The sequence below is a fragment of the Streptococcus toyakuensis genome, assembly GCF_024346585.1.
GTDB classification, from domain to species: Bacteria; Bacillota; Bacilli; order Lactobacillales; family Streptococcaceae; genus Streptococcus; species Streptococcus toyakuensis.
In genome coordinates, this window is the sequence record NZ_AP024523.1 from 393075 (window position 1) to 410347 (window position 17273).

Annotated in this window: 16 protein-coding genes, 2 tRNA genes and 1 rRNA gene; 17 read left to right on the forward strand and 2 right to left on the reverse strand. The window is 41.7% G+C overall.

Going from position 1 to position 17273, the window contains the following annotated elements:
• Positions 1 to 103 precede the first annotated feature (103 nt).
• The 13 genes from STYK_RS02080 to STYK_RS02140 all read left to right on the forward strand — a co-directional run bounded on the left by STYK_RS02080 (position 104) and on the right by STYK_RS02140 (position 12337).
• Positions 104 to 1324 carry a DNA cytosine methyltransferase gene (locus tag STYK_RS02080; protein WP_084923437.1) on the forward strand — a complete coding sequence of 407 codons (1221 nt, stop codon included), beginning with the start codon at positions 104 to 106 and terminating at the stop codon, positions 1322 to 1324.
• Positions 1325 to 1395: 71 nt separating this feature from the next.
• Positions 1396 to 3000 carry a hypothetical protein gene (locus STYK_RS02085; protein ID WP_192851949.1) on the forward strand — a complete coding sequence of 535 codons (1605 nt, stop codon included), beginning with the start codon at positions 1396 to 1398 and terminating at the stop codon, positions 2998 to 3000.
• A gap of 104 nt (positions 3001 to 3104) precedes the next feature.
• Positions 3105 to 3692: a DNA-directed RNA polymerase subunit delta gene (gene rpoE / locus STYK_RS02090; RefSeq protein WP_261805142.1), complete on the forward strand. Its 588-nt coding sequence runs from the start codon at positions 3105 to 3107 to the stop codon at positions 3690 to 3692.
• Between the two features lie 236 nt (positions 3693 to 3928).
• The gene (locus tag STYK_RS02095) at positions 3929 to 5536 is read left to right on the forward strand and encodes a CTP synthase (protein WP_000105246.1); all 1608 of its coding nucleotides are present in this window, start codon (positions 3929 to 3931) and stop codon (positions 5534 to 5536) included.
• Between the two features lie 119 nt (positions 5537 to 5655).
• Entirely contained in the window at positions 5656 to 6732 is a 1077-nt protein-coding gene (locus STYK_RS02100) for an N-acetylmuramoyl-L-alanine amidase family protein (RefSeq protein ID WP_192851948.1), read from the forward strand.
• Between the two features lie 90 nt (positions 6733 to 6822).
• A complete protein-coding gene (locus STYK_RS02105; RefSeq protein ID WP_084923435.1) occupies positions 6823 to 7122 on the forward strand; it encodes a DUF4651 domain-containing protein in 300 nt (99 codons plus the stop codon).
• Positions 7119 to 7436, forward strand: a complete 318-nt coding sequence (locus STYK_RS02110) for a thioredoxin family protein (RefSeq protein ID WP_000615777.1) — start codon at positions 7119 to 7121, stop codon at positions 7434 to 7436. Before STYK_RS02105 ends, STYK_RS02110 begins: the two co-directional genes overlap by 4 nt.
• A gap of 14 nt (positions 7437 to 7450) precedes the next feature.
• Positions 7451 to 8077, forward strand: a complete 627-nt coding sequence (gene ytpR, locus STYK_RS02115) for a YtpR family tRNA-binding protein (protein WP_084923434.1) — start codon at positions 7451 to 7453, stop codon at positions 8075 to 8077.
• A 41-nt stretch (positions 8078 to 8118) separates the two neighbouring features.
• On the forward strand, positions 8119 to 8880 hold the full coding sequence (locus STYK_RS02120; protein WP_261805143.1) for an SDR family NAD(P)-dependent oxidoreductase: 762 nt from the start codon (positions 8119 to 8121) through the stop codon (positions 8878 to 8880).
• A gap of 77 nt (positions 8881 to 8957) precedes the next feature.
• Positions 8958 to 9353: a single-stranded DNA-binding protein gene (locus STYK_RS02125; protein WP_261805144.1), complete on the forward strand. Its 396-nt coding sequence runs from the start codon at positions 8958 to 8960 to the stop codon at positions 9351 to 9353.
• A gap of 155 nt (positions 9354 to 9508) precedes the next feature.
• Positions 9509 to 9793 (forward strand): co-chaperone GroES, encoded by a 285-nt coding sequence (gene groES / locus STYK_RS02130; protein ID WP_261805145.1) that lies wholly within the window; start codon positions 9509 to 9511, stop codon positions 9791 to 9793.
• A gap of 15 nt (positions 9794 to 9808) precedes the next feature.
• A complete protein-coding gene (gene groL, locus STYK_RS02135) occupies positions 9809 to 11431 on the forward strand; it encodes a chaperonin GroEL (protein ID WP_143952463.1) in 1623 nt (540 codons plus the stop codon).
• A 138-nt stretch (positions 11432 to 11569) separates the two neighbouring features.
• Positions 11570 to 12337, forward strand: a complete 768-nt coding sequence (locus STYK_RS02140) for an epoxyqueuosine reductase QueH (protein WP_261019251.1) — start codon at positions 11570 to 11572, stop codon at positions 12335 to 12337.
• Between the two features lie 70 nt (positions 12338 to 12407).
• Here the strand turns inward: STYK_RS02140 and ntdP are convergent, their stop codons facing one another.
• Both ntdP and recX read right to left on the reverse strand, forming a co-directional pair.
• Positions 12408 to 12941 carry a nucleoside tri-diphosphate phosphatase gene (ntdP, locus tag STYK_RS02145; RefSeq protein ID WP_261805146.1) on the reverse strand — a complete coding sequence of 178 codons (534 nt, stop codon included), beginning with the start codon at positions 12939 to 12941 and terminating at the stop codon, positions 12408 to 12410.
• A gap of 88 nt (positions 12942 to 13029) precedes the next feature.
• On the reverse strand, positions 13030 to 13806 hold the full coding sequence (gene recX / locus STYK_RS02150) for a recombination regulator RecX (protein ID WP_261805147.1): 777 nt from the start codon (positions 13804 to 13806) through the stop codon (positions 13030 to 13032).
• Positions 13807 to 13843: 37 nt separating this feature from the next.
• Between recX and rlmD the strand changes: the two genes are divergently transcribed.
• From rlmD to STYK_RS02170, 4 genes are all read left to right on the forward strand, one after another.
• The gene (gene rlmD / locus STYK_RS02155) at positions 13844 to 15199 is read left to right on the forward strand and encodes a 23S rRNA (uracil(1939)-C(5))-methyltransferase RlmD (RefSeq protein WP_023948262.1); all 1356 of its coding nucleotides are present in this window, start codon (positions 13844 to 13846) and stop codon (positions 15197 to 15199) included.
• 61 nt (positions 15200 to 15260) lie between these two features.
• Positions 15261 to 15332, forward strand: a tRNA-Glu gene (locus STYK_RS02160).
• A 243-nt stretch (positions 15333 to 15575) separates the two neighbouring features.
• Positions 15576 to 17121, forward strand: a 16S ribosomal RNA gene (locus tag STYK_RS02165).
• 51 nt (positions 17122 to 17172) lie between these two features.
• Positions 17173 to 17245 (forward strand) — tRNA-Ala (locus STYK_RS02170).
• Positions 17246 to 17273 lie beyond the last annotated feature (28 nt).

Genomic DNA, 17273 nt, shown 5'->3' on the forward strand with positions numbered 1-17273 from the left:
TTCATTATATCATATATATATGGAAAATGTTTATATTTCAGTATTAATTTAAAAATGATATACTAGTATAGTTAAACAAATTTCTTAGAAAGCAGGTTACTACATGACAAATTCTGTAAGTTCGAACCGACCTGAGAAGTACAATATTGCAGCCTTCTTCTCAGGTGTTGGAGGAATTGAGTTGGGATTTGAACAGACCAACGAGTTCAGAGTGGTGTACGCCAATGAATTTGATAAGTATGCGCGTCAGACTTATCAATTAAACCATCCAGATACCTATTTGGATGGTCGTGATATTCACGATGTTCAGCCAGAGGACATTCCAGCTGAGCGCGTGGATGTGATTATGGGAGGTTTCCCTTGTCAGGCCTTTAGCATTGCGGGTTATCGCAAGGGATTTGATGATGATCGTGGGGATCTTTTCTTCGAATTGCTTCGCATGATTGATGGATGCAAACCTCGTGCCATTTTCATCGAAAATGTCAAGAACATGGTCGGTCATGACCATGGTAATACCTTCAAGGTTATTCGTGAAGCCTTGACTGAGAACAACTACTTTATTAAGTGGAAGGTTCTCAACGGGAAAGACTATGGGAATATCCCACAAAACCGTGAACGAATCTACATCGTTGGTTTTGATACTAAGGAAGCTTATGATTTGTTTGAATTTCCAGAGGAAATTAAGCTGACTACGAGTCTTCAGGATGTGATTAACTTTGATGATAAGCTAGACGAGGTCTACTACTACCGTGAAGGCAAGCAGAATTTCTACGACCAGTTGAAGTTTGAAGTTACCAGTCAAGACACCGTTTACCAATGGCGCCGTCAGTATGTCCGTGAAAATAAAAACGGCGTTGTTCCTACCTTGACAGCCAATATGGGAACAGGTGGACACAACGTTCCATTGATTTTGACAGACAGCGGTGAGATTCGCAAGTTGACACCGAAAGAAACCTTTAATGTTCAAGGCTATCCTAAATCCTTTAAAATCCCAGAAGGAGTTTCCAATGGTCAGCTATACAAGCAGGCTGGAAATAGCGTAGTCGTTCCCGTGATTAAACGCATCGCGAAAAATGTTGCCAAGGCCTTGAATGACAGCCAAGGGCAATCTCAACTTAACCGCTCAGGAAAATTCGCTATTATCTACACCAAGATGAATGGACAATTTGAAGGGCAATCCTATGTCAAGGACTTTGTAGATAGCTATGATCAAGCTCTTGAAAAAATCCAATCTTATGATGATGGTCTAGCCCTTCTGTCTGGTGAAGATTATTTAAAATTGGTTAAAAAACGAGGCAATCTTGAATTTTACAGTATTAATTAACGAATATATAAAGAGGATTAGTGAAAAACTAATCTTCTTTTGATATACTGAAAATAGAAAAGAGGGTGCTTATGTGGGAATATCTAAAGTCTGAACAAAAAGAAAAATACAAAACCTTAATTACCAACTTCGCTAGCTTGAGCCAAGCTTTCTCTCAAAAGGCTGAGTCCGAAGATGAGGGACAAACAGAGAATTATGTTGCTCCGATTGTTAATTCTAAATTTCAAGAAACAGTCTTCCAGAAGGCTTTTAATGCGGTTGGGGAAGATATTGCAAATACCTCCTATGATGCCTCTGTCGTTGTGGATGAAAATCATAAATACCTAGTGGGTATTAAGTCTTTTGGGATTAATTCTGGAGACCAAAAGATCGCTCAGTTTAAGAAGGATTCTCAAGATTGGACGGACTTGTTGGGTGATATCAAATTCCATGCAGATATCTCAGCAGATAAAGAAACGGCAGACAAGCAAAACTATCAACGCTATGAAGAGTTGGCACGAAAGATTGCGTCCTTAAGAAATCAGAGAATCGAATCTTCTAAGGCACAAATCAAGGGATTTAGTTCGGACTCGGTCAATGTTGAAGCAGTTTATCACGTTCTGATGCCAACACCAAAGGGAGAAAATCCTAAGATTTTTGTCGGTGAAACATCTTATTTGCCAGTTGATATTGATAATCTGGTCATTGAAGGATCAACTACCAAAAACAATCCAACCAATTTTCGATTTACGGATGGGCAACACCACTACAAGTACACGGCAGCTGACAGTCAGCTCCACATGACTTTTAATAATAAAGACATTGTGGTAGATACTTGGGATGTCCATTATATCGAAGATCCTTTTTCGCTATTTGAAAATCTTCATTTACTGACAGCTGAAAAGGATAAAACTGAGATCTTAGAAACAGTGTCTTGGGCTATTACAGATAAACATGGAAATGTGGAAGAAAACTCTGGTTTCAATGCCTTTAACGGTGGATCAAAACTAGCCAAAAAAGATCGTTTACCACGGATTTTAAAGATTCAGAATAAATTCAAGGACAATTTAGCTCCTGAAGAACTAGCTTTTGTGACTTTCTCCCTAGAAGAAATTCTCTTGAAAAAGTGGACCAGTAAGGAAGAAAAAGTTCAGATGAAGGCGATTCGTGAGAACTTGATTCACTTTGCCCATAATACTGGCAATGAAAAACTCATTAAAGAAATTGAACAGCTAGTTTATCGTCCAGTTAGCGAAGTTTACATCCCGCTACCTGATTCCAAAAACTTCCATGACGAAAGGCCCGACTTCTTTGGTTCTGGATTTGGAACTTTTGAACCTGGGACTAAAAAACTAGCTCTATCCAAAGAGGAAAGAACCTTTAAACTACGCTTTTTATCTTCTGGTGATGTTATTAATGCCTATATAAATCAAGAAGCTGGTAAGGCAATTCAGTCAACCGATAAGCAAGAAATTCTTGGCAATTGGATCTTACGTGGCGTTTTCCAGTTGAAGGAACGAGAAGTCTTGACAGGTCAACGACTCAATGAACTGGAAATCAACGGTATTCGTTTGACTAAGTTTAAAAATGGAGAAATCGGTATTGAATTCATCTGGATTGATATTGAAAATCCACCTAGCGATGCCATCGGCTGGGTAGCAAAAAAATCAAAAGTCCTGTTACTTTCCCCCATTTAACCTTTGACTATTCCTCAAAATTATCGTACAATAAAGAGTACATGATAAAATGAGGTCAGAGTTTGTTCGCTCTGGCGATAGTAGTATAAATGAGGAGAAACGCTTTGGAATTAGAAGTATTTGCTGGGCAAGAAAAAAGTGAACTATCTATGATTGAGGTAGCGCGTGCTATCTTGGAACTTCGTGGTCGTGATCACGAGATGCATTTTAGCGATCTTGTAAACGAAATTCAAAACTACCTTGGAACATCAAACAGCGATATCCGTGAAGCTTTGCCTTTGTTCTACACAGAGTTGAACTTTGACGGTAGCTTCATCTCACTTGGAGATAACAAATGGGGTCTTCGTTCATGGTATGGTGTAGACGAAATCGACGAAGAAATCATCGCTCTTGAAGAAAATGACGACGATGAAGTAGCACCAAAAGCTAAGAAAAAACGTGTCAATGCCTTCATGGATGGTGATTCAGATGCCATTGACTATAATGCGGATGATCCAGAAGACGAAGACGCATACGAAGCAGATCCAGCACTTTCATACGATGATGAAAATCCAGATGATGAGAAAAATGAAGTGGAAGCTTACGATGCGGAAATCAACGAAATCGCTCCTGATGACTTGGGTGAAGACGTGGATCTCAACGAAGAAGACGACGGGTTTTCAGATGATGATACTGAAAACATCGAGGAATAAAAGTTAGCTATTGACAATTATCCTATTTTTAGGTATCATATTGTTCGGGCACCTCTTTTAGAGGTCGGGGCTCCCTAGTTCTTAGGGAGCTATTTTTGTTTTTTCAAGAAGTTATCTTCTTGTATTTTGGTTGTGAATCTGGTGCAGTCGTTCCAGATTATTCTTATTAGTAGGGTCTTGTTTTCTATGTCCCCTCGTAGTTAACAAGGCCTTGAGCATTTTAGAAAGAGGAATCTATGTCTACGAAATATATTTTTGTAACTGGTGGTGTGGTATCGTCTATTGGGAAAGGGATTGTAGCAGCAAGTCTGGGTCGTCTCTTGAAAAATCGAGGTCTTAAAGTAACCATTCAAAAGTTTGACCCTTATATCAATATTGATCCGGGAACCATGAGTCCTTATCAGCACGGGGAAGTTTTTGTGACAGATGACGGAGCTGAGACAGATTTGGACTTGGGTCACTATGAACGCTTCATCGATATCAATCTTAACAAATATTCCAACGTGACAACTGGTAAAATTTACAGTGAAGTTCTTCGTAAGGAACGTCGTGGAGAATATCTTGGGGCAACTGTTCAGGTCATTCCTCATATCACAGATGCCTTGAAAGAAAAAATCAAGCGCGCCGCTCTAACGACAGACTCTGATGTCATTATCACAGAAGTTGGTGGAACAGTAGGAGATATTGAGTCCTTGCCATTCCTAGAGGCCCTTCGTCAGATGAAGGCAGATGTGGGGGCGGATAATGTTATGTACATCCACACAACCTTGCTTCCATACCTCAAGGCTGCTGGTGAAATGAAAACCAAACCAACCCAACACTCTGTCAAAGAATTACGTGGATTGGGAATCCAGCCGAATATGTTGGTTATTCGTACAGAAGAGCCAGCTGGTCAAGGAATTAAAAACAAACTAGCCCAGTTCTGTGATGTGGCACCAGAAGCTGTTATCGAATCATTGGATGTTGAACACCTTTACCAAATTCCACTGAATTTGCAGGCTCAAGGTATGGATCAAATTGTCTGTGACCATTTGAAATTAGACGCACCAGTAGCGGATATGACAGAGTGGTCAGCTATGGTGGACAAGGTCATGAACCTCAAGAAACAAGTCAAGATTTCCCTTGTCGGTAAGTATGTTGAGTTGCAAGATGCCTACATTTCTGTGGTTGAAGCCTTGAAACACTCTGGTTATGCCAACGACGCAGAAGTTAAGATCAATTGGATCAATGCCAATGATGTGACAGCAGAGAATGTGGCAGAGCTTTTGTCTGATGCAGACGGAATCATCGTACCAGGAGGTTTTGGTCAACGTGGTACGGAAGGTAAAATCCAAGCCATTCGCTATGCGCGTGAAAATGATGTTCCAATGTTGGGAGTCTGCTTGGGCATGCAGTTGACTTGTATCGAGTTTGCTCGTCATGTTTTGGGGCTTGAAGGTGCCAATTCTGCAGAGCTTGCACCAGAAACAAAATACCCTATCATTGATATCATGCGTGATCAGATTGATGTTGAGGATATGGGTGGAACCCTTCGCTTGGGTCTTTATCCATCTAAGTTGAAACGTGGCTCTAAAGCAGCGGCCGCTTATCACAATCAAGAAGTGGTGCAACGCCGTCACCGTCACCGTTATGAGTTTAACAACGCCTTCCGTGAGCAGTTTGAGGCAGCAGGATTTGTCTTCTCAGGAGTTTCTCCAGACAATCGTTTGGTCGAAATTGTGGAAATTCCTGAAAATAAATTCTTTGTAGCGTGTCAGTATCACCCTGAACTGTCAAGCCGTCCAAATCGTCCAGAAGAACTCTACACTGCCTTTGTCACTGCAGCAGTTGAGAACAGTAATTAGCCAAATCAGAACCTTTGAGAAGAATCTCAGAGGTTTTTTGCTTGCATATTTAGGATAATATTTGCAAATTAAAAACATAGTGATATAATTAACATAAAAAATCCTAAGGAGGATCTACGATGAAAAAAATCACATTATTTGGTTTGTCTCTAGCTGGTCTAGCTTTACTGGCTTTTCCACATTCAGGTCAGGCATTTGAGCTTAAAGAAGAATGGGTTGTTAAGTGTGGAGTACAGTATCAAGATGGCAAGATTCTTCGGTTTAACAATGGTCATGAAGTGGATATCAAAGTCTTGGATTTGCCAAAAACCGAGAAAATCGAGTGGACGGTCAGTCTCGATGGTCAAGATCAGACTGTCAATTTCCTAGGTCAAGAAAAGGACAAGTCTATGATCGGGGAAGAAGGGCGTTACCTGAATTTCTATGTTCCATATGGCTATAGAGGAGATATCAAGGTCGAGGCTAAGAGCGGAAACGAAGTAAAGACCTGGTCAACGAAAGTTGTGGATGATATTCATAATGATAGTGGAAAGAGAGGTTACTATCGTATTGAAGAATCAAATGATCAATACACCTACCTCGATGCTAAATGGGATTATCAAACCAAGACTTACACTGCTGCCTTACCAGAGACTGTTAATGGTCAAAAAGTTTTTGCTTGGGCAAATTATGATAATGACGAGTTGAAGCTAGAAAAACCAAAATCTATCAGTCATAAATATGATGATGGAGGATCTTTCAAAGAACTTTATCCAATTGTAAAAGCAGAAAGTTGGCTAAAATCAAATCAAAACTGGTACTATCAAAAACAAGGTCAATTAGTGCATAAGGATTGGGTTTATGACAAGGGAACTTGGTACTTTATGAATGATAAAGGAGTCATGTTCAATCAAACTTGGCTTTATCAAGGTAGCAACTGGTATGCCTTTAAATCATCAGGAGCCATGATTGCGAGTGACTGGCTTTACTATCAAGGCAAGTGGTACTATTTATCAACTTCAGGAGCTATGAAAGCAAGCGCTTGGATTTATGACAAGGGAGAATGGTATTATGTAAGTTCTTCTGGTGCCATGCTAGCGAATAATTGGGTCAAAGATAATGGCAAGTGGTATTATCTGGCTTCATCAGGTAAGATGCTTCGCAATACCTATACACCTGATGGTTACTACGTTGGCAACTCAGGTGCCTGGCAATAAGAATAAGAAGTCCTTTTCCTTAAAGGAAGGGGCTTTTTACTTGCGTTTCTGCTGCTTCCTCATTTGTCCTAAAACCTTTTTTGTGTTAAAATGAATGGTATGAAAGCTAAAAAAATGTGGATTGCAGGTCTGGCTCTGCTTGGTATTGGGAGCCTTGCCCTTGCTACGAAAAAAGTTGCAGATGACCATAAGCTCATGAAGACTCAGGAAGAGTTGACAGCGATTGTACGAGACCATTTTTCAGACATGGGGGAAATTGCGACCCTCTATGTTCAAGTTTATGAAAGCAGTCTAGAGAGCTTGGTTGGTGGCGTCATTTTTGAGGATGGCCGTCATTATACCTTTGTCTATGAAAATGAAGACCTAGTCTATGAGGAGGAAGTCTTATGATACAACCAGCAAGTTTAGAAGAATTGGCATCTTTAGTAGAAAAAGATGGCAAGAAGGTCTTTCTTTTTGTAGCAGACTGGTGTGGCGATTGTCGTTATATCTATCCTGCCTTACCAGAAATTGAGGAGACCAATCCAGAGTTCACCTTTATTCGTGTGGACCGAGACCAGTATATGGATTTGGCCAAACTCTGGGATGTTTACGGGATTCCTAGCCTTGTTGTTCTAGAAAAGGATAAGGAAATCGGCCGTTTTGTCAATCGCGACCGTAAAAGCAAGCAACAAATTAACGACTTTTTAGCAGGACTGAAATAGGAGAAAAGGAAACAATGATTTTTACATATAACAAAGAACATGTCGGTGATGTCCTTATGGTCATCGTGAAAAATAGCGGAGATGCCAAACTGGATGCGGAGCGCAAAGGCAAGGTAGCCCGTGTTTTTCTCAAAGATAATGGGGAAACAGTGGCGTGGAATATTTTCGAAGTTTCAACTTTCTTTGAAATCGCAGAGCGCGGTCAAGTATTTTTATCAGATGAGCAAGTCGCTCGTTTGAACCAAGAATTACAGGCAGAAGGCTTTACAGAAGAAATTGTTAATGACAAGGAACCTAAGTTTGTTGTTGGTGAAATCGTTGAGATGGTAGCCCATCCAGATAGTGACCACCTCAACATCTGCCAAGTTGCAGTCGCAAGTGACAAGACAGTGCAAATCGTTGCAGGGGCTCCTAATGCGCGTGTTGGATTGAAAACCATTGTAGCTCTTCCTGGAGCTATGATGCCAAAAGGCAATCTTATTTTCCCAGGTGAGCTTCGTGGTGAAAAGAGTTTTGGCATGATGTGTAGTCCTCGTGAATTGCATCTGCCAAATGCTCCGCAAAAACGTGGTATTATTGAATTATCAGAAGACCAAGTTGTCGGAACTCCATTTGATCCAGCTAAACACTGGACTGCCTAAGAAGTTGTTAATATCTGATAGACTAGCTAGAAGGAAATAAGATGGCAAAAAATGTTGTGATTACAGGAGCGACATCAGGAATTGGTGAAGCGATTGCGCGTGCTTATCTGGAACAGGGGGAGAATGTCGTTCTAACTGGACGACGGATAGACAGACTAGAAACTCTTAAGGCGGATTTTGCAGAAGCCTTCCCAAATCAAAATGTCTGGACTTTTCCACTAGATGTGACGAATATAACCATGTTGAAGACTGTTTGCCCCAATATTCTAGAAACGATAGGGAATATTGACATCTTAGTTAATAACGCCGGTCTGGCTCTAGGTTTAGCACCCTATCAGGATTATGAAGAGCTGGATATGTTAACAATGTTAGATACCAATGTTAAAGGTTTGATGGCAGTCACTCGCTGTTTCTTGCCAGCAATGGTAAAAGCCAATCAAGGACATATCATCAATATGGGCTCAACCGCAGGAATCTATGCCTATGCGGGTGCAGCAGTTTATTCAGCTACCAAGGCAGCGGTTAAGACCTTTTCAGATGGACTGCGAATTGATACCATCGCAACGGATATCAAGGTGACGACCATTCAGCCTGGGATTGTCGAAACAGATTTCTCAACTGTTCGTTTTCATGGTGATAAAGAGCGGGCTGCGTCCGTTTACCAAGGAATAGAAGCCTTGCAAGCTCAGGATATTGCAGACACAGTAGTCTATGTGACCAGTCAGCCTCGCCGTGTTCAGATTACAGATATGACCATTATGGCCAATCAACAGGCGACAGGTTTCATGATTCATAAAAAATAAGAAATTTCCTCGAAAAGTTACAAATTTCTGTAACTTTTTTTGATTTCCTACGAATAGATAAGTAGGAGGAAGAAAATATGTATAATAAAGTTATCATGATTGGGCGTTTAACGTCTACACCAGAATTGCACAAAACCAACAATGACAAGTCGGTAGCGCGAGCAACTATCGCTGTCAACCGTCGTTACAAAGACCAAAACGGTGAACGTGAAGCTGATTTTGTCAATATGGTCCTTTGGGGTAGACTAGCAGAAACTTTGGCAAGCTACGCAACCAAAGGTAGTCTTATTTCTGTGGATGGAGAACTTCGTACCCGTCGCTTTGAGAAAAATGGTCAGATGAACTATGTGACTGAAGTACTTGTCACAGGATTCCAACTCTTGGAAAGTCGTGCCCAACGTGCCATTCGTGAAAATAATGCAGGACAGGATTTGGCAGATTTGGTCTTGGAAGAGGAAGAATTGCCATTTTAAGAATTAAAAAGTCTGAGTTGGTCTCAGGCTTTTTATCTTGAGAAAGTCAGACTTTTTTCTTGATTATTTCTGACTAAGTGATACAATAGAACTATGAATTAGCACTCAGGTATAAAGAGTGCTAATAATATCTATCTCATTATGGAGGAAATCAGATGTTGAAACCATTAGGGGACCGTATGGTCTTAAAAGTAGAAGAAAAAGAACAAACTGTTGGAGGCTTTGTTCTCGCAGGTTCAGCCCAAGAAAAAACCAAAACAGCCCAAGTTGTGGCTACTGGACAAGGTGTTCGTACCTTGAACGGTGACTTGGTTGCTCCAAGTGTTAAAACTGGAGACCGTGTCTTGGTTGAAGCCCACGCAGGTCTTGATGTCAAAGATGGCGATGAAAAGTACATCATCGTAGGCGAAGCTAACATTTTGGCAATCATTGAGGAATAGAAGGAGAAAGTAAGTATGTCAAAAGAAATTAAATTTTCATCAGATGCCCGTTCAGCCATGGTTCGTGGTGTCGATATCCTTGCAGACACTGTTAAAGTAACCTTGGGACCAAAAGGTCGCAATGTCGTTCTTGAAAAGTCATTCGGTTCACCCTTGATTACCAATGACGGTGTGACCATTGCCAAAGAAATCGAATTGGAAGACCATTTTGAAAATATGGGTGCCAAATTGGTATCAGAAGTAGCTTCAAAAACCAATGATATCGCAGGTGATGGAACTACAACTGCAACTGTTTTGACCCAAGCAATCGTCCGTGAAGGAATCAAAAACGTCACAGCAGGTGCAAATCCAATCGGTATTCGTCGTGGGATTGAAACGGCAGTTGCTGCAGCAGTTGAAGCCTTGAAAAACAATGCTATTCCTGTTGCCAACAAAGAAGCTATCGCTCAGGTTGCAGCCGTATCTTCTCGTTCTGAAAAAGTTGGTGAGTACATCTCTGAAGCCATGGAAAAAGTTGGCAAAGATGGTGTCATCACTATCGAAGAGTCACGTGGTATGGAAACAGAACTGGAAGTTGTGGAAGGAATGCAGTTTGACCGTGGTTACCTTTCACAGTACATGGTGACAGATAGCGAAAAAATGGTGGCTGACCTTGAAAATCCGTACATTTTGATTACAGACAAGAAAATTTCCAATATCCAAGAAATCTTGCCACTTTTGGAAAGCATTCTCCAAAGCAATCGTCCACTCTTGATTATTGCGGATGATGTAGATGGCGAGGCTCTTCCAACCCTTGTTTTGAACAAGATTCGTGGAACCTTCAACGTAGTAGCCGTTAAGGCACCTGGTTTTGGTGACCGTCGCAAAGCCATGCTTGAAGACATTGCCATCTTGACAGGCGGAACAGTTATCACAGAAGACCTTGGTCTTGAGTTGAAAGATGCTACTATTGAGGCGCTTGGTCAAGCAGCGAGAGTAACTGTGGACAAAGATAGCACTGTTATCGTAGAAGGTGCTGGAAATCCCGAAGCGATTTCTCACCGTGTTGCAGTTATCAAGTCTCAAATCGAAACCACAACTTCTGAATTTGATCGTGAAAAATTGCAAGAACGCTTGGCAAAATTGTCAGGTGGTGTAGCGGTTATTAAGGTCGGAGCAGCAACTGAAACTGAGTTGAAAGAAATGAAGCTCCGCATTGAAGACGCCCTCAACGCTACTCGTGCAGCTGTTGAAGAAGGAATCGTTGCAGGTGGTGGAACAGCCCTTGTCAATGTGATTCCAGCCGTGGCTGATTTGGAATTAACAGGAGACGAAGCAACAGGCCGCAATATTGTTCTCCGTGCCTTGGAAGAACCTGTTCGTCAAATTGCCCACAATGCAGGATTTGAAGGATCTATCGTTATCGATCGTTTGAAAAATGCTGAACTTGGTACAGGCTTCAACGCAGCAACTGGCGAGTGGGTCAACATGATTGAAGAGGGAATCATCGACCCAGTTAAAGTGAGCCGTTCAGCCTTACAAAATGCAGCATCTGTAGCTAGTTTGATTTTAACAACAGAAGCAGTAGTAGCCAATAAACCAGAACCAGCAGCCCCAGCTCCAGCAATGGATCCAAGCATGATGGGCGGCATGATGTAAGCTTTCTATAGAAAACAACTTATAAAAAACACAAAAGGAGGGAATGCCTACCCCTCCTTTTTATGCTATTCACTTCTAAATAGATTTGAGCTCTCCTAATTTATATGATAAAATAAGACTAGAAAAAAGGAGAAGAACATGATTGATGTAGAAGAAATTCTGAGCAAGATGAACCCCAATCAGAAGATTAATTATGACCGTGTCATGCAGAAGATGGTACAAGTATGGGAGAAAAATGAGCAACGGCCAACCATTCTCATGCACGTTTGCTGTGCCCCTTGCAGTACCTATACCCTCGAATATTTGACCAAGTATGCAGATGTGACAATCTATTTTGCCAATTCTAATATCCATCCCAAGGCAGAATACCATAAGCGTGCCTATGTGACTAAAAAGTTTGTCAGTGATTTCAATGAGCGAACTGGCAATAGCGTTCAATACCTAGAAGCTCCTTATGAACCTAACGAATATCGTAAACTGGTTCGAGGTTTGGAAGAAGAGCCTGAAGGTGGCGACCGTTGCAAGGTTTGCTTTGACTACCGACTGGATAAGACAGCTCAAGTGGCTATGGACTTGGGCTTTGACTACTTTGGCTCAGCCTTGACCATCAGTCCTCATAAGAATTCTCAAACCATTAATAGTATCGGAATCGATGTGCAAAAAATTTATACAACCCACTATCTTCCAAGTGATTTCAAGAAAAATCAAGGCTACAAACGTTCGGTAGAGATGTGTGAAGAGTATGATATCTATCGTCAATGTTATTGTGGATGCGTCTATGCAGCCCAGGCTCAGAATATTGATTTGGTTCAGGTTAAGAAAGATGCCACAGTTTTCTTGCTGGATAAGGATGTTGAAAAAGACTATTCCCATATCAAATTTACAGTTACAAAATTAGATATATAAGGATAAGCCTAGCTGTAAAGCTGGGTTTTTAAAATAAAAAAACCGGGGTCTTACCCCCAGTTTGACAACTTTACCGATTCTTTAGTTCTACATAGCGCTTGTACCAAATGTTTACATAGGCTTCTGAGAAAGGACCTCGTCCATTGTTAATCCAATCAACAAGAATTTTGACATGTTCTTTTAAAATATAGTCCAAGTCATCAGAATACTTCATTTTGCGTTTGTGACGCTCATACTCCTCAACGTCCAAGAGACGTTTCTCTCCATCTGTAAAAATTTTAACATCCAAATCGTAATCAATATACTTCAGTGCTTCTTCATCCAGATAGTAGGGGCTAGCTATATTGCAATAGTAGGAAATTCCATTATCGCGAATCATGGCAATGATATTAAACCAATATTTCTTGTGAAAGTAAACAATAGCCGGTTCTCGAGTGACCCAACGACGACCATCACTTTCGGTAACCAGTGTATGATCGTTGACACCAATAATGGCGTTTTCTGTTGTTTTTAGTACCATGGTGTCCCGCCAAGTTCGGTGGAGACTCCCATCATGCTTATAACTTTGAATTGTAATAAAGCCGCCTTCTTTTGGAAGCTTCATAACTAACCAACTTTCTACAATTTATAAGTTTATCATTTACTATTGTATCATAAATCGGTCTAATTTTTTTGAATTTTACACGAAAATGTTAAAGATATTCTCTGAGAGCGCTGGCTATATCCGAAAAATCATAGCCTTTTCGAGCTAAAACTTGGGTTAATCGTTGCTTTAGTTCGTAACCTTCATATTTGCGAGCGTATTTAGCATATTGTTTATCCAGTTCTTTAAAAATGAGCTCTTGAGTCGTTTCTTGGTCGACTTGACTGTCCAAGTCGTCAAAGGTATTCTTAGCATCAGAATAGGAGAAGCCTTTGTTCGTTAAGTTTTGGATAATCTTATCTTGCAAGGCACGAGCGGGAAGCTTTCCCGTGTATTTTTTTAGAAGTTTCTCCGCCACACGTTGAGCAACCTCCGAAAAATCAAAATCCTTTAAAACATCTTCAATAGTTGCTTTGGCAATCCCTTTTTGAGACAGTTTTTGAGCCAGCACATAAGGTCCCTTATCTCCAGAAAGTTGATTGGCATTGATGATAGAGTAGGCATACTGACGATCATTAATCCAGTTATCTTCTTTAAGATTAGCGATAACTTGACTAGTGATTTTTTCATCAAGATCATACTTTTTCAGATACTCACAAACTTCCTTTTCGGTTCGAGCTTTAAATGATAGATGATAGAGGGCGAGATTTTTACCATAAGAGAACTGGGCAAAGTCCTGAATCTCGGTAAGTTCCTCTTTACTAATGACCCTATCTCGAGATAGCATAAAACGGACAATGGTATCTTCCGTGATATAAGAGGTTTGCTGTCCATCTAGTTCCATCAAGTAGAAACGTTTTTTCTTTTCAAGTTTTGTGATTTTCATAGTTCTATTATACCCTAAAATGTGATAAGATAGGGGTATGAATCTGAAAGTCAAACAAAAGATACCTTTAAAAATCAAGCGGATGGGCATCAATGGTGAGGGAATTGGTTTTTACCAGAAAACCCTCGTTTTTGTGCCTGGCGCCCTCAAAGGAGAAGACATCTATTGTCAAATTACTTCTATTAAACGTAACTTTGTAGAGGCAAAACTACTGAAGGTCAACAAGAAGTCTAAATTCCGTGTTGTGCCTGCTTGTACTATTTACAATGAATGCGGAGGCTGCCAAATCATGCACCTGCATTATGATAAGCAGCTGGAGTTCAAGACGGACTTACTTCACCAAGCGCTAAAAAAATTTGCCCCTGCAGGATATGAAAACTATGAAATCCGCCCGACGATTGGAATGCAGGAACCCAAGTACTATCGTGCTAAGTTACAATTTCAGACTCGAAAATTTAAAAATCAGGTCAAGGCAGGTCTGTATGCACAAAACTCTCACTATTTAGTAGAGTTGAAAGACTGCCTGGTACAAGACAAGGAAACCCAAGTGATTGCTAATCGTCTAGCAGAATTACTTACTTATCACCAGATTCCAATCACGGATGAGAGAAAAGTTCTAGGTGTTAGAACGATAATGGTCCGACGAGCAAGAAAGACTGGACAGGTTCAGATTATTATTGTTACAAACCGTCAGCTTAATTTAACCCAACTAGTAAAAGACTTAGTTAAAGATTTTCCAGAAGTTGTGACAGTGGCTGTGAATACAAATACAGCTAAAACCAGTGAAATTTATGGTGAAAAGACAGAGATTATCTGGGGAGAAGAGAGTATTCAAGAAGGTGTACTCGATTATGAATTTTCACTATCTCCTCGAGCTTTCTATCAACTGAATCCTGAACAAACAGAAGTCCTTTATAGCGAGGCAGTAAAAGCGCTGGATGTTAGTAAAGAAGACCATTTGATTGACGCATATTGTGGAGTTGGAACAATTGGTTTTGCCTTTGCAAAGAAAGTAAAAACACTCAGAGGTATGGATATTATTCCAGAAGCTATTGAAGATGCCAAGCGAAATGCTAAAAGAATGGGATTTGACAATACTCATTATGAAGCTGGAACGGCAGAAGAGATTATTCCTCGCTGGTATAAGGAAGGCTACCGAGCAGATGCTCTGATTGTGGATCCACCACGTACAGGTCTGGATGATAAGTTATTAGATACTATTCTTACCTATGTACCAGAAAAAATGGTCTATATTTCTTGCAATGTTTCGACCTTGGCTCGTGATTTAGTACGTTTAGTAGAAGTCTATGATCTCCATTATATCCAGTCGGTCGATATGTTCCCGCATACAGCTCGAACGGAAGCTGTTGTAAAATTAATAAAAAAAGTTTAAAAAAAGTGTTGACAAAGTTAGAAAAGTCGGTATAATAGTAAGAGTTGAAAATAACAGCTCAGGTCCGTTGGTCAAGGGGTTAAGACACCGCCTTTTCACGGCGGTAACACGGGTTCGAATCCCGTACGGACTATGGTATGTTGCGGATGGAAGCACTTGATGAAAAAAGATTAAAAAAGTTTCAAAAAAGTGTTGACAAGCGAAAGCACCTGTGATATACTAATATAGTTGTCGCTTGAGAGAAGTGAGTGACAAAGACCTTTGAAAACTGAACAAGACGAACCAATGTGCAGGGCACTACAACTAAGGTTGTAGTACTGAACAATGAAAAAAACAATAAATCTGTCAGTGACAGAAATGAGTGAGAACTCAAACTTTTAATGAGAGTTTGATCCTGGCTCAGGACGAACGCTGGCGGCGTGCCTAATACATGCAAGTAGAACGCTGAAGGAGGAGCTTGCTCTTCTGGATGAGTTGCGAACGGGTGAGTAACGCGTAGGTAACCTGCCTGGTAGCGGGGGATAACTATTGGAAACGATAGCTAATACCGCATAAGAGTAGATGTTGCATGACATTTGCTTAAAAGGTGCAATTGCATCACTACCAGATGGACCTGCGTTGTATTAGCTAGTTGGTGGGGTAACGGCTCACCAAGGCGACGATACATAGCCGACCTGAGAGGGTGATCGGCCACACTGGGACTGAGACACGGCCCAGACTCCTACGGGAGGCAGCAGTAGGGAATCTTCGGCAATGGACGAAAGTCTGACCGAGCAACGCCGCGTGAGTGAAGAAGGTTTTCGGATCGTAAAGCTCTGTTGTAAGAGAAGAACGAGTGTGAGAGTGGAAAGTTCACACTGTGACGGTATCTTACCAGAAAGGGACGGCTAACTACGTGCCAGCAGCCGCGGTAATACGTAGGTCCCGAGCGTTGTCCGGATTTATTGGGCGTAAAGCGAGCGCAGGCGGTTAGATAAGTCTGAAGTTAAAGGCTGTGGCTTAACCATAGTACGCTTTGGAAACTGTTTAACTTGAGTGCAAGAGGGGAGAGTGGAATTCCATGTGTAGCGGTGAAATGCGTAGATATATGGAGGAACACCGGTGGCGAAAGCGGCTCTCTGGCTTGTAACTGACGCTGAGGCTCGAAAGCGTGGGGAGCAAACAGGATTAGATACCCTGGTAGTCCACGCCGTAAACGATGAGTGCTAGGTGTTAGACCCTTTCCGGGGTTTAGTGCCGCAGCTAACGCATTAAGCACTCCGCCTGGGGAGTACGACCGCAAGGTTGAAACTCAAAGGAATTGACGGGGGCCCGCACAAGCGGTGGAGCATGTGGTTTAATTCGAAGCAACGCGAAGAACCTTACCAGGTCTTGACATCCCTCTGACCGCTCTAGAGATAGAGTTTTCCTTCGGGACAGAGGTGACAGGTGGTGCATGGTTGTCGTCAGCTCGTGTCGTGAGATGTTGGGTTAAGTCCCGCAACGAGCGCAACCCCTATTGTTAGTTGCCATCATTCAGTTGGGCACTCTAGCGAGACTGCCGGTAATAAACCGGAGGAAGGTGGGGATGACGTCAAATCATCATGCCCCTTATGACCTGGGCTACACACGTGCTACAATGGCTGGTACAACGAGTCGCAAGCCGGTGACGGCAAGCTAATCTCTTAAAGCCAGTCTCAGTTCGGATTGTAGGCTGCAACTCGCCTACATGAAGTCGGAATCGCTAGTAATCGCGGATCAGCACGCCGCGGTGAATACGTTCCCGGGCCTTGTACACACCGCCCGTCACACCACGAGAGTTTGTAACACCCGAAGTCGGTGAGGTAACCGTAAGGAGCCAGCCGCCTAAGGTGGGATAGATGATTGGGGTGAAGTCGTAACAAGGTAGCCGTATCGGAAGGTGCGGCTGGATCACCTCCTTTCTAAGGAAAAGGAACTGCGCATTGGTCTTGTTTAGTCTTGAGAGGTCTTGTGGGGCCTTAGCTCAGCTGGGAGAGCGCCTGCTTTGCACGCAGGAGGTCAGCGGTTCGATCCCGCTAGGCTCCATCGGTGAGAGATCACCAAGTAATGCACA